A 12,170-nucleotide genomic window follows, 5' to 3' on the forward strand; every position below is an offset into this window, starting at 1 on the left:
CGAGTACGGACTTGGACGTGCCACTTGCTGCTTCCCTCGATTCCTTACAGGACAACCCTATTGGGTCCCTGTCCGGGATCTTCGGGGCCCCTCAGACGTCCAGTGCCGCCGCTGCGATCGACTTCTCGTCGAGAGCCCGCAAGAGGGCGGCCTCGTCCACCACGGGCCCTCGTGACGTGTTGACCAGGATCGCTGTCGGCTTCATCAGGCGCAGTTCACGCTCGCCGACCAGGCCGCGTGTCCGCTCGCTGAGCACGACGTGGATGCTCAGTATGTCCGAACGCGAGAACAGTGCGTCGCGCGCGACGCAGGTGACGCCTTTCGCCTGGGCGTCATCCGGTTTGAGATGCTGGCTCCAGGCGATTGTGTCCATGCCGAAGGCCGAAGCGATTTCTGCTACCCGGGTGCCCAGTCGTCCCAGCCCCAGGATGCCCAGGGTGGCGCCGTTCAGACTCGTGCCCTGTGCCGCAGACGGTGATGTCCAGCTCTCCGGCGGCGTCGAGATCGATCGCCGCGTTGGCTGGCGGTGGTGACGAGCAACCTCAGCCGGGGCAATTGGCCCAGCGTCGATGAAGGAAACGGCGTGCGCTCCCGCATCGCCACGGCCACGTCGTAGTCGGCCAGTGAGTCTTTCCCAGTAACGGGTCGTCGCTGACTGTGACCACGATGCTGGCGCTGCGGTCGGTGTGGACGCCAAGTCCGGGCAGGCGTAAGGCCCCTGGTAGGAACCTGGTTCCTTGATGGCACCCGACTGGCCCAACTCGCCCGTGACAACGGCCTGTCGGCCTCCACCGCCTACCGATACCTCCACGAAGGAGCCGTCCTGGCCGCCGGCGCACCGGACCTGTCCACCGCGCTGGAGCGTGCGAAGGCAGCCGGGCTGACACATCTGAACCTCGGCGGCACGGTCGTCCGCACCGACCCCGTGGCCGCCCCCGGCCCCAACGGCGCAGACCTGTAGTGGTCCGGAAAACACCGGCACCACGGCGGCAACGTGCAGGTCATCGCCACTCCGGACGGCTGGCCGATCTGGGTCTCACCGGTCCGCCCGGGCCGGGAACACGACACCACCTGCGCCCGCCACCACGGACTGATCGACGCCCTCAACCGGATCGCCGCCGAGCTGGACATGCCGACCCTCGTCGACCTCGGCTACGAGAACGTTGGCGACGGCTTCCGCCACCCGCACAAGAAGCCCGCCGGAGGCGAGCTGACCGAGGCCCAGCAGACCTGCAACAAGGTCATCCGCGGCATCCACGGAGTCTGCGAGCGCGCCAACTCCCTACTCAAGACCACCTTCCAGGCCCTGCGCAGAGTCAGCCTCGACCCCAGTCGCATCACGAAGATCGCCGCCGCAGCCCTCGTCCTGCTCCAACTCGAGTACGACCGCACCATCTGAACGATCACACACCGTCGTGATCCGTTAGGGGAAAGGCTCACTGCCTCGTACAGCTGGTGGGGCGCTGTCTCATGCAGCATGGATACGACATGCGTGAGCGCGCGGCTTCATGTGCGTCGACTTGATGGTGCCATTTTCGTGATGAGGAAAGGGATCCACTGATTTCGCCTGATCGCCCTGGTAGTGCGTCGTTACGTCGGGTGATCTCGCCTGGTGGTGAACAGCCGGACGCCGAGCCCACACCGATCGCCACTCGAACTCTCCCAGGGGGAGACGACGGTCTTCGCCCTCGACCGGTCAGCGGCGAGGCCCCGCCGCGCGGGTGCCCGCACGCCGAGGCCGAGCAAGCGTTCACCGCCACGGTCGCCCCACCTCGCCCTCATCAGCGCCGCCTTCAACCTCGACCGCGCCCGAGCTGACAGCCGACCGGCTGACGGCGTCCCTCGAACCACCTCGGCACGGCACGCCTGGTCGAGGACCAGGCGTGCCGTGACCATCCGGATGTGAGGCCCGTCGTGGGTCATGGCGTCGTCAGGATCGCATCAGAGATCGCGGCACCTTGATGCTCCGTGAGCGCAGCCATTCGCCGAGTGCCTTGGCCTGCGAGTCCAGCCGCAGTGTCGAGGTGGCGCCGGTCCCGAGCAGTCCTCGAATGAGGAAGTTGACCGCGCCCAGGTTGGGGAATTCGTGGCGCGAGATCTCCAGTGCGAGGGTTTCGGGAAGAAGGCGTCGCAGTTCGTCGACGGTGAGGGTGGACATGAGCCAGTCCGATGCCGCACGGTCGCGTACCCAGACGCCGAGATTCGCATCGCCGCCCTTGTCGCCGGAGCGGGCGTGCACGATCTCACCGAGTGGGGCGACGACGAGTTCGTCTGCCCGCGGCGCAGGCGCCGATGGTGCGAGCGCCGGCTCGGCCAGCGGCACTACCTCGCCATCGGCTCCGTCCGGGTTGCCGGGGGCGATGATCTCGGTCGTGCCGTCGTAGTGGTGGACCGTGTGTCGGATCATCCGCTGGTCGAGCAGCGCGGGCCAGTAGACACCGAACGCGGACCCCGGTTGCGGAGGGCCGAGGGAGTACAGCCCGGGGTAGCCGGCCAGGGCCAGCTCGACCACGCGCGACGAGAAGGCGCGCCCGGCGGCCTGCTGCGTCCCTTGCACGATGATCCTGAGCAGCTCGGTTCCCGCGTTCTGGGTGTCGGGATCGGGCTGGGCCCCCCCGATGCGCTCGACGGCGACCGCGTCGAGCCCGTCGACGGTTTCGGCGTAGCGGTGGACGAACCGCTCCACGAGGGCGGCCTTCGCGTCGAGGTCCGTTCCGGTGAGCGCGAGGATCGCGCTGTTCGTCCAGCCGCCCACCCCTGTGATCGCGACCTTGGTCGTCCTGGACGGCGCCGTGCCTCGCACGCCGCGGATCCCGACGCGGTCCTCGCCGAGGTCTGTCAGCGTCGCGGTGTCCAGGTGGGCGGTCACGTCGGGGTTGAGATACGCGGGTTCACCGATCTCATAGAGCAGTTGGGCGGTCACGGTGTCCTGGGTGACCATGCCGCCGGTGCCCTGGTTCTTGGTGATCACCGAGGCGCCGTCGGCGGCGATCTCGGCGATCGGGAACCCCGGCTCCACGAGGTCGGGGACGGAACGGAACCCGGAGAAGTTGCCGCCGGTCGCCTGAGGCCCGCACTCGATGACGTGTCCGGCGGCGACCGCGCCGGCGAGGGCGTCGTGGTCGTCAGGCGTCCAACCCCACCACCAGGCGGCGGGACCGACGACCAGGGAGGCGTCGGTGACGCGGCCGGTGACGACGATGTCGGCGCCGCCCTGGAGGGCGCGCGCGATGCCGAAGCCGCCGAGGTAGGCGTTGGCCGTCAGCGGCTGGTGCGGCCAGTCGGACAGCGGCTGACCACTCGTCAGGTGCGGCAGGCAATAGCCCTCTTGCCGCAGACTGTCGAGGCTGCCGAAGACGTCGTCGCCTTCGATGTGGGCGACCCTCAGGTCGTGACCGTGGCGTGCGATCAGTTCGCGCGTCGCGGCGGCCAGCCCGGCGGGGTTGAGTCCTCCTGCGTTGACGACGAGCCTGATCCGGTTGGCGACGAGGTGCTCGAGCGCCGCGTCGAGGTGCTGCAGGAAGGTGGTCGCGAAACCCTTCGTGCTGTCCTTGGCGCGCGCCTTGCCGAGGATCAGCATCGTGACCTCGGCGAGGTAGTCACCGGTGAGGACATCGATGCCGCCCGCCCGGGCCATGTCGGCCATGGCCGAGGCGCGGTCGCCGTAGAAGCCGGAGCAGTTCCCGACGCGGAGGGGGCGCCGGCCCCGTTCAGATGCTGACGTCATGCCGACTCTTCCGGTGTAGAGGAGCGAAGACCGCCGGCGTTCTCTCCCTCGGCCCTGCTGACCCGTATCGTCCCTTCGAACCCCACCTCGCCGGAGGGGTGTTCCTCTGCGAGCTCAAGGGTCATGCTGTCGCCCTCGATGTGGGTCACCCGCGCGGTGTAGGCCAGGTTGGCGGGAACACAGACGGGCTTGCGCAGGCGGTAGGCGACCTTCGTCACGCGCCAGTCGGGGCCGAGAGCCTCGGTGACACAGCGCAGGGCGAGCGCGGCTCGCAGGTGGGAGTGCACCACGAGACCGCCGTGGCCCTCCTCGCGCGCGTGGGACTCGTCGAAGTGGATGCGGTGGGGGTTCCAGGTGACCGCGCTGTAGCGGAACAGCTGAAAGGCCGTGGCCGTGTGCTTGAGCCGTGGGAGCGTGTCCCCGACCTGGTAGTTGATGGACACTACGACTCCTGCAAAGGGTTGCGCAGTACGACGGTGCGCCGGTTGCGGTTGAGGACGGCACCCTGGGCGGACGTGAACGTGTTGAGGGTGGTGACGAACACACAGGTGCCGGCGCGCGTCTGCTTGGGAGTGACCGCCTCGAGGGTGGTTTCGAGCACCACCTCCGTCCCCGCGGTTACGGGAGTGACCAGCTCCATCTCCTCGCCGGCGCCCATCACGCGCAGGCCGTCACCGAGGGGTGTGTCACCGCCGAGGGGTGTCCCGTCGGGCTGGAGCTGGGCCTCGGGGGTGCCGATGCCCCACTCCACGATCGCGGCGAGCATGTTCGGTGGCGCCACGACGTCCGCGTACCCGGCCGAACGTGCGGCCGCGGCGTCGTAGTGGACCGGGTCCGCGGCGCCGATGGTCAGTGCGTAGCGGCCGATGGTCACCGCGTCCAGCGTGCCGAGGCTCCGGCGCGAGAGGACGGCTCCGGTCCGCGGCTGGGTCTGGTCGTAGTACTCCGCCAACGGAGTACCGGGTTCAGGTGTGAACATGCCTGGGATCCTCATCATTGATCTGGCTGCCGGCTTCGCCGGCGGCATCCGCGTGGCCGGCGAGCTCCGCGAGAACCTCACGCGTCGACTCGCCGAGCGGCGGGGCGGCCCGCAGCGGGCCCACCGGCGAGTCGCTCAGCCTCAGAGGGCATCCCGCAACCGGCACCCGGCCCCTGGCCGGGTGCTCGACGTACTGGATCATGCCGCGCTGGATCAGGTGCTCGTCGGAGTCGACCTCGCGGATCGACTTGACCGGCGCGCAGGGCACACCGGCGGCCTGCAGGTCCCGCACCAGCTCGGCACGCGTCCGGGTCCTGGTGAGGGCAGAGACCTCCTCGTCGACCGCGTCGATGTGGGCGACCCGGTCCTTCGGCGTGCGGAACCTGGGGTCGTCGATCAGCTCGGGCCGGCCCAGTGCGGTGGCCACACCGCGCCAGTGCCGCTCGGCGATGCAGATGATGGCCAGCCATCCGTCGCTCGCCTCGTAGATGTTGTACGGCGCGACCGCCATGCCCGTATGCCGGTTCCCGGTGCGCTCGGGGAGCTCTCGGCCGGGGTTGTTGTGCAGGCCGCCCAGGCTGGACGCCAGCATCGGGTAGACGGTGTCGTGCATCGAGACCTCGACGATCTGCCCCCGTCCCGTGCGCTCGCGCTGGAACAGGGCCGTGCTGATCGCCCCGAACAGGTGGATGCCGCCGGAGAAGTCCACGAACGCGGCGCCGGCCTTGGTGGGCGGCCCGTCGGGATCCCCGGTGGCCGAGGCGCTGCCGGACATGGCCTGCACGGTGATGTCCATGGCCGACATGTGGGCGTAGGGGCCGGTGGACCCGTAGCCCTTGCCGGAGGCCACGACCAGACGCGGGTTGTGTTGGAGGAGCCGCGCCGGGCCGAGCCGGAGGCGCTCCATCGTGCCCGGCGCGTAGTTCTCGATGAGTACGTCGGCGGTCTCGACCAGGTTGAGCAGCGCCTGGCGACCGGCGTCGGTCTTCAGGTCGAGCACCACACTCCGCTTGTGGGAGTTGAGCATCACGAACTCGTGGGACTCGATCGGCTCGTGCGAGCGGAAGCGCAGCGGCTCACCGCCCGGTGGCTCGACCTTGATGACGTCGGCGCCCAGTTGCGCGAGCAGGAGCCCGCAGTAGGGGCCGTTGTAGATCTGGCCCAGTTCCAGGACCCGGATGCCGTCGAACGCCGGTCGCATGGCTGTTTCCCTCCGATCAGGACTTGATCACGCCGGCGGCGCCGCCGTGGATGTACGGGATCGGTCCGGTGCCCTGCGCCGCCGACACGGTCTCGGTCACGTGCTGAGCGGAAACCGCGTCCAGGGCCGAGTGGAAGGTGCCGTCCTCGTTGAAGTTGACTGCCGCGCCCTCGATCCAGGCCAGGGCGATGGTGTCCTCGGTGTTGTCCTCGGGGCAGTAGAAGGTGTGCACCGAGCCGCCGGGCTCGTACAGGTAGGAGCCCGCCGTCTGCACCTGGTCGGGGTACTCGCGGTACGTCCAGCGACCCTGGATCGTCCACACCTGCACCGGGCCGGTGTGGTAGTGCATGGGCAGCTCGGCACCGGGCGCCAGGGTGCCCAGGACGACCCACTCGCCGCGCTCGGGGTCCAGGCGCAGCGGCTGGAGGTGGATACCAGGGCCGATAGCGTCCTTGAGCAGCGGGATCTGGTCGATGTTGACGGTCAGAAGCTCACCCTGCGGCAGAGCGACCAGCGGCAGCGGGGCGCCGCTGCGAGTGGTGGCCACGCCGGGAGAAACGGGAGCGGTCATGGGATCGGTCCTTTCCATGTGAGGGCGTTGTCGATGTGAGGGCATCGGGCATGGGCAGCGCTGACAGGTGTCGGCGAGAGCCGGACTACCCCTGCACCGGAGCCGGCGCGACGAGCGGCTCGGCGCGCCGGGAGAACAGGTAGGCGGCGAGGCCCGCCGGCACGAACATCAAGATTCCGTAGAGAGCAGCGGGGACGGCCATCACCTCGTCGCCGATCACCGAGACGCTGACGATGATGGCCAGCGTGGAGTTGTGGAGGCCGATCTCCATCGCCGAGGCGATCGACTGGCGGCGGCTGACCCGGAAGAGACGGGCCACGGCGTAGCCGATCGTCAAGCTCAGCGTGCAGAGCAACAGGGCGATTCCGCCGAGCCTGCCGATGTTCGTCGTGAGGACGTCGAAGGATTGTGCGAGGGCACCCAGGGTCACCAGCACAAGCACCGACACCGAGGCGATCTTGACGGGTTGACGCATCCGGTCTGCCCAGGCGCTGAACCGATGGCGTGTCCAGACCCCGACGGCGACCGGGATCAGCACGATGGCAAGCACCTGGACGAACTTCCCGAACTGCAGACCGATCGAGGCCTCGTCTCCCTGGAATCTCAACGTCGCCAGCGCGACGACGACCGGCAGGGTGAACGCGGCCAGCAGGGAGTTGATCGCGGTCAGCGTGATGTTCAGCGCGACATCGCCACCGGCGAGATGGCTGAAGAGGTTTGCGGTGATGCCCCCCGGGGCGGCCACCAGGACCATCACGCCCACCGCCAGCGCGCCCTGCAGCTGAAACGCGAGTACCAGAGCGAAACAGACCACGGGGAGCAGCAAGATCTGGCAGGTCAAGGCCACGGCTGCGGCCTTCGGGTACTTCAGTACCCGGGTGAAGTCGGCGACGGTCAACGTCAGCCCCAGGCCGAACATCACCAGCCCGAGAGTGAGCGGCAGAAGGAGGGTGAACACGAGTGACGCCATGCGTGGCTCCTATCGGGATGGGCCAACTCGGGTGGTGCGGTCCTGGCGGGACGGTTGGGTCACTCGAGCGGGAGCCCGCCGGAGGAGCCGTTGGAGATCTGGCCCAGTCCGAGGACCCGGATACCGTCGAACGCCGGTCGCATGGCTGCTCCCCTGCCGGTCAGGACTTGATCACGCCGGCGGCGCCGCCGTGGAGGTAGCCGACCGGTCCGGTGCCCTGCGCCGCCGCGGCGGCCTCGGTCAGGTGCTGGAGGGTCACCGCATCCATGACCGAGTGGAAGGTGCCGTCCTCGTTGAAGCTGACCTGCGCACCCTCGATCCAGGCCAGGGCAACGGTGTCCTCGGTGTTGTCCTCGGGGGTGTAGAAGGTGTGCACCGAGCCGCCGGGCTCGTACAGGTAGGAGCCCGCCGTCTGCGGCTGGTCGGGGTACTCGTGGTACAGCCAGCGGCCCTGGATCGTCCATACCTGAGCGGAACCGGTGTGGTAGTGGACCGGCAGCTTGACCCCGGGTGCCAGGGTGGACAGGAAAACCCACTCACCGCGCTCGGGGTCCAGGCGCAGCGTCTGGATGTGAATGCCGGGGGCGACAAGATTCTTGAACAGCGGGATCTGGTCGATGTTGACGGTCAGAAGCTCACCCTGCGGCAGAGCGACGAGCGGCAGCGGGGCGCCGCTGCGGGTGGTGGCCACGCCGGGAGAGACAGGTGCGGTCATGTGTTGGGACCTTTCGGTGCGAGTGCTGACCTTCCGGGACATGCGACCTACGGGCGGTGCGTAGGGGTACATCCAGAGCGTACGTATTTACGTATGGCTAACCGGATTTCCGGATGGCTGGGACGCTACGGCGGCCCACGTCTCCCTGACAAGACGCGTGCACAGACTTTTGATGGAGAGGGCGGTGCTAGCATCAGCCGCATGCCTGTCCGCCCGCATCGCACGGTCGATCGAGTGATCGGGATCCTCGAAGCCGTGGCCCTGAGCCCGCGGGGAGTGACACTGGCTGAGCTGGCAGCCGCGCTGGACGCGGCGAAGAGCTCCGTTCAGGAGCTGACCAACGGACTTCTCGCCCGCGGCTACCTCATCGAGGACGACCGCCGGTTCCACCTCGGACCAGGGCCCTTCATCCTCGCCGCTCGCGCGAACAAGCTGGCCGCGCTGTCGCTCGATCACCAGTTCCTGGCCGAGCTCAGCAAGGTCCTCCGCTGCGTCGTCCTCGTCGGGGTGCGCGTCGGCGACGCCCTCGTCTACGCCGACCATGCCGGTCAGGAGTCGCCCAACCTGACGTTCGTCGCGCGCACTCACGCCCGTCGCCCCCTCTTCACGACCGCTGCCGGCAAGACTCTGCTCGCCAGCGTTCCCGACCAGGAGATGTACCGGCTCCTGGAGCTGGCCGGCCCGGAACAGGCGGGAGAGGTCCGGCAGTTCCTCGCCGAGCTCCCTGAGATCCGCTCCCGCCGACTCGCCTTCAATCGTGGAGTCACGTTCAAGGACGCCTTCGCCGTGGCCACGCCCCTGCTGGCATCCGACGGCAGTCCGATAGCGGCGATCAGCGCAGCCGTCGACCCCGCGGAAGCGGATCGTCTCGACGACGTCGGCGAGGAGCTCAAGAAGGCAATCGCCGTTCTCGGCCCCCGGTACGGGCTCGACCACGCCTGATCCCCGTGGCGTCGAGCGGCCCAGCTGTCGCCCTCCGGGTGCGGAACTGGCTGCCCTCTACCACCAGCGCTGGGAGATCGAGACCGCCTTCCACGGGCTGAAGGTCACCCCTGCGCGGAGCCGACCGGGTCCTGCTCGCGCACCGTGGACGGCGTCGAGCAGGAGCTCTTTGCGCTGTTGGTGCTTTACCAGGCCAGCCGCCGGGCCATCACCGAAGCCGCCAGCAGCGCACACCTCGGCCGCGATTTGCGTCCTCGACGGTCAACTATTTTCCAAGCAGGTGCGGACAACGTAGTAGAGCGGTCCGCAGGTGCGCGTCCCTCGCTGTCGCCGTCGCGCAACCAGCACATTCTTCGGCCCTGGCGGTCGCGTCTGCGAAGGTATGTCGCCAGGAAGCCTCGTAGATCAGCACCCGTCCGGACATGGGCGGGTTCCGGGGTGCCAGGGTCAGTTCTCGATCAGCGTGACGTCCTTGGCGACAGCCTCCAGGGGGTTGTGGACGAACTCGAACCCGCCGCACGGCGCGTTGAGAGCGCAGGAGTTGGGTGCCCAGGTGTCGCCGCGCTGGGCGGCGACGACCATCGGGGCGCCGATCGGGACGGCGTCCACCAGCTCCAACTCCTCGATGGGCTCCGCTTCCGCGCCTCGCGGAACGCGGCCGCGACCGAACGCGACGAGGACAGCTCGCCGGAGAACGGGGTTGAGTCGATGGGCAGATGGACGGCCTTGAGCCCTTCGGGTGCGGCGCCCTGGGCTTCTGGGGCCGAGCGCTGGAGCGGCTCAGCCGGCAAAGTTGCACTTAAGATCGTTACGAGTGATACGGTTGCAGTCGTAACAATAGTGATCGTGCAACTCGAGCAGGAGAATGTTGTTCGTGGATGTCTATGAGGCGGTCGCAAGCCGACGGGCGGTACGCAGCTTCACCGATCGTCCCGTCTCCAGACAGGTGCTGGAACGCGTGATGTCGACCGCGGCCTGGGCGCCCTCCGGATCGAACCTCCAGCCGTGGAAGGCCTACGTGCTCACCGGCAGCCCGCTGAAGGAACTCAAGCGGCGCGCGGGCGAACGCTTGGCTTCCGGCGACGATTGGGACGAGCCGGAGTACGAGCAGTACCCGTCCGTGCTGAAGTCGCCCTACGCCGAGCGCCGGTCGGCCTTCGGCGAACAGCGCTACGGGGCGCTCGGTGTCCCGCGCGAGGACCTGGAAGCGCGCCAGAGAGCCGCATCGGCGAACTGGGACTGCTTCGGTGCCCCCGCCGCACTGTTCTGCTACATCGACCGCACCCTGGGGCAGCCGCAGTGGTCTGACGTTGGCATGTTCCTGCAAAGCGTGATGCTGTTGCTGCGCACCGAAGGGCTGCACAGCTGCGCGCAGATGGCGTGGGCAAAGTTTCACAGGACCGTCGCAGAGATCGTGTCCCCACCCGACGACCTGATGCTCTTCTGCGGCATGTCGATCGGATTCGAAGAGCCAACGACATGCGACCCACGTACGGGCCGTGCGCCTCTGGCGGAGACGGTCACCTTCATCGACTGCCTGTAATGCGCTGAGGAATCATCAGATAGCCACAGAGCTACGGTACTTGACGCCGGTAATGTCCTGAGCCGTAACTCCCTGAGTTGAGTCACCAGTACGGGCGCGCGCCGACACCGTCGGTGCGCGCCCGTGTCATATCCGCGTCTACGTCGCGCTACCTCAATCGACTGCGCCTGAAGGCGGCTCCTCACTCAGGACTCACGTGGAGACCAGGGCAGCCACGGGGAGGCGCTCTCGAAGGTGGTGTCACGGGTGGCGTAGGTGCCTTGTGCCGCACGCGTTCCAGCAGCTGCTCGAAAGTCAGTCGCGGGCCATGCTTGCCGAACGCTACGATGCCGGTCATGGAGTGCTTTGCCGCCGAGCGTACCCGCCTCTGAGGGTCCCGCTCACTGCCGACTCAAGGGACTGAGCGGGCTGACCGACGCCCTTTTCCCCCTCAGCCTGAAAGGCGCACTCCCATGCCCATTCGCGCATTCGTCCCGGACGACCTCGCGCCCCTCACCGAACTGACCATCGAAACGTTCCGACCCTTCTACGAGGATTCCTTCCGGCCTCTGGTGGGGGAGGTCGTCTTCGCGGGCCTGCACGACGACTGGCGCGGCGATTACCGCAAGCAGATCGCCGAACTCCACGCACCCGAGCGGCACGCTTACGTCGCGGTCGCCGACGCCGAAGACGGCATCGCCGGGTATGTGGCGTGGAGCGTCGACCCGAGCCGCAGAACCGGCAGCGTCACGCACCTCGCTGTCGCCGCCCGACACCGCCACCACCGCGTGGGCACGACACTGTGCGAGCACGCCTTCGCCCAGATGCGGACGCTCGGAGCGCGCTCCGTCGAGATCGGCACCGGAGGGGATTCCTTCCACGCACCCGCCAGAGCCCTGTACGAGAGTCTCGGCTGCACCCCGTTTCCGGTGACCTACTACTACCGGGAGCTCTGACACACCACCGGGAACCGGAATCGGAACCGAATCCGCTCCGGGGCGGGCACATGCACACGCACATGCGCGAGCCCGTCCCGGAGCGTGCCGGCACCGGAGATCGCCGGCCTGCGTCAGCTCCCGCTGCCCTTCAGCGCGGAAAAGGGCTTCACTTGGTGCTTGAGTCGAAGCGGGCCCGATTCTGGCTGATCTCGTCGTGGTGGAGGCCCGCCCAGTCGATCAAAGACACCACGATGTCGTGCAGAGTCGCCCCCAGCGGGGTGAGGTCGTACTCCACGCGCGGCGGCACCTCGGCGTACGCGGTACGGGTGATGAGTCCGTCGCGATGCAACTGCCGCAGGGTGAGCGTCAGCATGCGCTGGGAGATGCCGGGGATGCGGCGCAGCAGGTCGGTGTAGCGGAGCGGTCCGTCGTTCAGGGCGGCGATCACGAGCGCGCTCCACTTGTCGCCGGCCCGGTCCATGATCTGCCGGATGATCGCGCGGTTCTCCGGTGGCCACCGGGCGCAGGGCCCTGAGGTCACGACGGTGTCCCTCTCGTCCGTGAGGTCCTCTGAGGTGGCGTCCATGGCGCACATTCCCTTCCGG

At 68.2% G+C, this 12,170-nt stretch carries 13 protein-coding genes and 1 pseudogene; 4 read left to right on the forward strand and 10 right to left on the reverse strand.

The window, feature by feature from the left end; translation table 11 throughout:
- Positions 1 to 91: 91 nt before the first annotated feature.
- Entirely contained in the window at positions 92 to 811 is a 720-nt protein-coding gene (locus ACIHCM_RS35820; protein ID WP_399905703.1) for an NAD(P)-dependent oxidoreductase, read from the reverse strand.
- Between ACIHCM_RS35820 and ACIHCM_RS35825 the strand changes: the two are divergent.
- A pseudogene (locus ACIHCM_RS35825) lies at positions 719 to 1,399 on the forward strand (transposase family protein); the annotation flags it as partial. The gene ACIHCM_RS35820 and the pseudogene ACIHCM_RS35825 overlap by 93 nt on opposite strands.
- 531 nt (positions 1,400 to 1,930) lie before the next feature.
- On the opposite strand, the gene ACIHCM_RS35830 reads toward ACIHCM_RS35825, so the two are convergent.
- The 7 genes from ACIHCM_RS35830 to ACIHCM_RS35860 all read right to left on the reverse strand — a co-directional run bounded on the left by ACIHCM_RS35830 (position 1,931) and on the right by ACIHCM_RS35860 (position 8,163).
- Positions 1,931 to 3,727: an acyclic terpene utilization AtuA family protein gene (locus ACIHCM_RS35830; protein WP_399905706.1), complete on the reverse strand. Its 1,797-nt coding sequence runs from the start codon at positions 3,725 to 3,727 to the stop codon at positions 1,931 to 1,933.
- Positions 3,724 to 4,170, reverse strand: coding sequence for a MaoC/PaaZ C-terminal domain-containing protein (locus ACIHCM_RS35835; RefSeq protein ID WP_399905709.1), 447 nt, complete (start codon positions 4,168 to 4,170; stop codon positions 3,724 to 3,726). The genes ACIHCM_RS35830 and ACIHCM_RS35835 overlap by 4 nt, the downstream gene beginning before the upstream one ends.
- A complete protein-coding gene (locus ACIHCM_RS35840) occupies positions 4,170 to 4,706 on the reverse strand; it encodes a MaoC family dehydratase N-terminal domain-containing protein (protein ID WP_382044498.1) in 537 nt (178 codons plus the stop codon). The genes ACIHCM_RS35835 and ACIHCM_RS35840 overlap by 1 nt, the downstream gene beginning before the upstream one ends.
- Positions 4,693 to 5,907 (reverse strand): CaiB/BaiF CoA transferase family protein, encoded by a 1,215-nt coding sequence (locus tag ACIHCM_RS35845; RefSeq protein WP_399905713.1) that lies wholly within the window; start codon positions 5,905 to 5,907, stop codon positions 4,693 to 4,695. The genes ACIHCM_RS35840 and ACIHCM_RS35845 overlap by 14 nt, the downstream gene beginning before the upstream one ends.
- Before the next feature lie 16 nt (positions 5,908 to 5,923).
- The gene (locus ACIHCM_RS35850) at positions 5,924 to 6,478 is read right to left on the reverse strand and encodes a 2,4'-dihydroxyacetophenone dioxygenase family protein (RefSeq protein WP_399905715.1); all 555 of its coding nucleotides are present in this window, start codon (positions 6,476 to 6,478) and stop codon (positions 5,924 to 5,926) included.
- An 85-nt stretch (positions 6,479 to 6,563) separates the two neighbouring features.
- Positions 6,564 to 7,448 (reverse strand): bile acid:sodium symporter family protein, encoded by an 885-nt coding sequence (locus ACIHCM_RS35855; RefSeq protein WP_399905718.1) that lies wholly within the window; start codon positions 7,446 to 7,448, stop codon positions 6,564 to 6,566.
- 160 nt (positions 7,449 to 7,608) lie between these two features.
- On the reverse strand, positions 7,609 to 8,163 hold the full coding sequence (locus ACIHCM_RS35860; RefSeq protein ID WP_399905721.1) for a 2,4'-dihydroxyacetophenone dioxygenase family protein: 555 nt from the start codon (positions 8,161 to 8,163) through the stop codon (positions 7,609 to 7,611).
- Between the two features lie 201 nt (positions 8,164 to 8,364).
- On the opposite strand from ACIHCM_RS35860, the gene ACIHCM_RS35865 reads away from it, so the two are divergent.
- Positions 8,365 to 9,105, forward strand: a complete 741-nt coding sequence (locus ACIHCM_RS35865) for an IclR family transcriptional regulator (RefSeq protein ID WP_399905723.1) — start codon at positions 8,365 to 8,367, stop codon at positions 9,103 to 9,105.
- A gap of 447 nt (positions 9,106 to 9,552) precedes the next feature.
- Here ACIHCM_RS35865 and ACIHCM_RS35870 read toward each other — a convergent pair whose 3' ends face one another.
- On the reverse strand, positions 9,553 to 9,714 hold the full coding sequence (locus ACIHCM_RS35870) for a hypothetical protein (RefSeq protein WP_399905726.1): 162 nt from the start codon (positions 9,712 to 9,714) through the stop codon (positions 9,553 to 9,555).
- Between the two features lie 265 nt (positions 9,715 to 9,979).
- On the opposite strand from ACIHCM_RS35870, the gene ACIHCM_RS35875 reads away from it, so the two are divergent.
- Complete coding sequence (locus ACIHCM_RS35875; protein ID WP_399905729.1) at positions 9,980 to 10,648, forward strand: nitroreductase; 669 nt, start codon at positions 9,980 to 9,982, stop codon at positions 10,646 to 10,648.
- A gap of 452 nt (positions 10,649 to 11,100) precedes the next feature.
- Positions 11,101 to 11,583 carry a GNAT family N-acetyltransferase gene (locus ACIHCM_RS35880; protein WP_399905732.1) on the forward strand — a complete coding sequence of 161 codons (483 nt, stop codon included), beginning with the start codon at positions 11,101 to 11,103 and terminating at the stop codon, positions 11,581 to 11,583.
- Between the two features lie 148 nt (positions 11,584 to 11,731).
- Here the strand turns inward: ACIHCM_RS35880 and ACIHCM_RS35885 are convergent, their stop codons facing one another.
- The gene (locus ACIHCM_RS35885; protein WP_399905735.1) at positions 11,732 to 12,151 is read right to left on the reverse strand and encodes a winged helix-turn-helix transcriptional regulator; all 420 of its coding nucleotides are present in this window, start codon (positions 12,149 to 12,151) and stop codon (positions 11,732 to 11,734) included.
- Positions 12,152 to 12,170 lie beyond the last annotated feature (19 nt).

Source organism: Streptomyces sp. NPDC052023 (assembly GCF_044548465.1).
GTDB lineage: Bacteria > Actinomycetota > Actinomycetes > Streptomycetales > Streptomycetaceae > Streptomyces.

Bases quoted from the DNA above. Each gene is read 5' to 3' on its own strand.
- ACIHCM_RS35830 (WP_399905706.1), bottom strand. From the start codon at position 3,727: ATGACGTCAGCATCTGAACGGGGCCGGCGCCCCCTCCGCGTCGGGAAC.
- ACIHCM_RS35840 (WP_382044498.1), bottom strand. From the start codon at position 4,706: ATGTTCACACCTGAACCCGGTACTCCGTTGGCGGAGTACTACGACCAG.
- ACIHCM_RS35845 (WP_399905713.1), bottom strand. From the start codon at position 5,907: ATGCGACCGGCGTTCGACGGCATCCGGGTCCTGGAACTGGGCCAGATC.
- ACIHCM_RS35850 (WP_399905715.1), bottom strand. From the start codon at position 6,478: ATGACCGCTCCCGTTTCTCCCGGCGTGGCCACCACTCGCAGCGGCGCC.
- ACIHCM_RS35855 (WP_399905718.1), bottom strand. From the start codon at position 7,448: ATGGCGTCACTCGTGTTCACCCTCCTTCTGCCGCTCACTCTCGGGCTG.
- ACIHCM_RS35860 (WP_399905721.1), bottom strand. From the start codon at position 8,163: ATGACCGCACCTGTCTCTCCCGGCGTGGCCACCACCCGCAGCGGCGCC.
- ACIHCM_RS35865 (WP_399905723.1), top strand. From the start codon at position 8,365: ATGCCTGTCCGCCCGCATCGCACGGTCGATCGAGTGATCGGGATCCTC.
- ACIHCM_RS35880 (WP_399905732.1), top strand. From the start codon at position 11,101: ATGCCCATTCGCGCATTCGTCCCGGACGACCTCGCGCCCCTCACCGAA.
- ACIHCM_RS35885 (WP_399905735.1), bottom strand. From the start codon at position 12,151: ATGGACGCCACCTCAGAGGACCTCACGGACGAGAGGGACACCGTCGTG.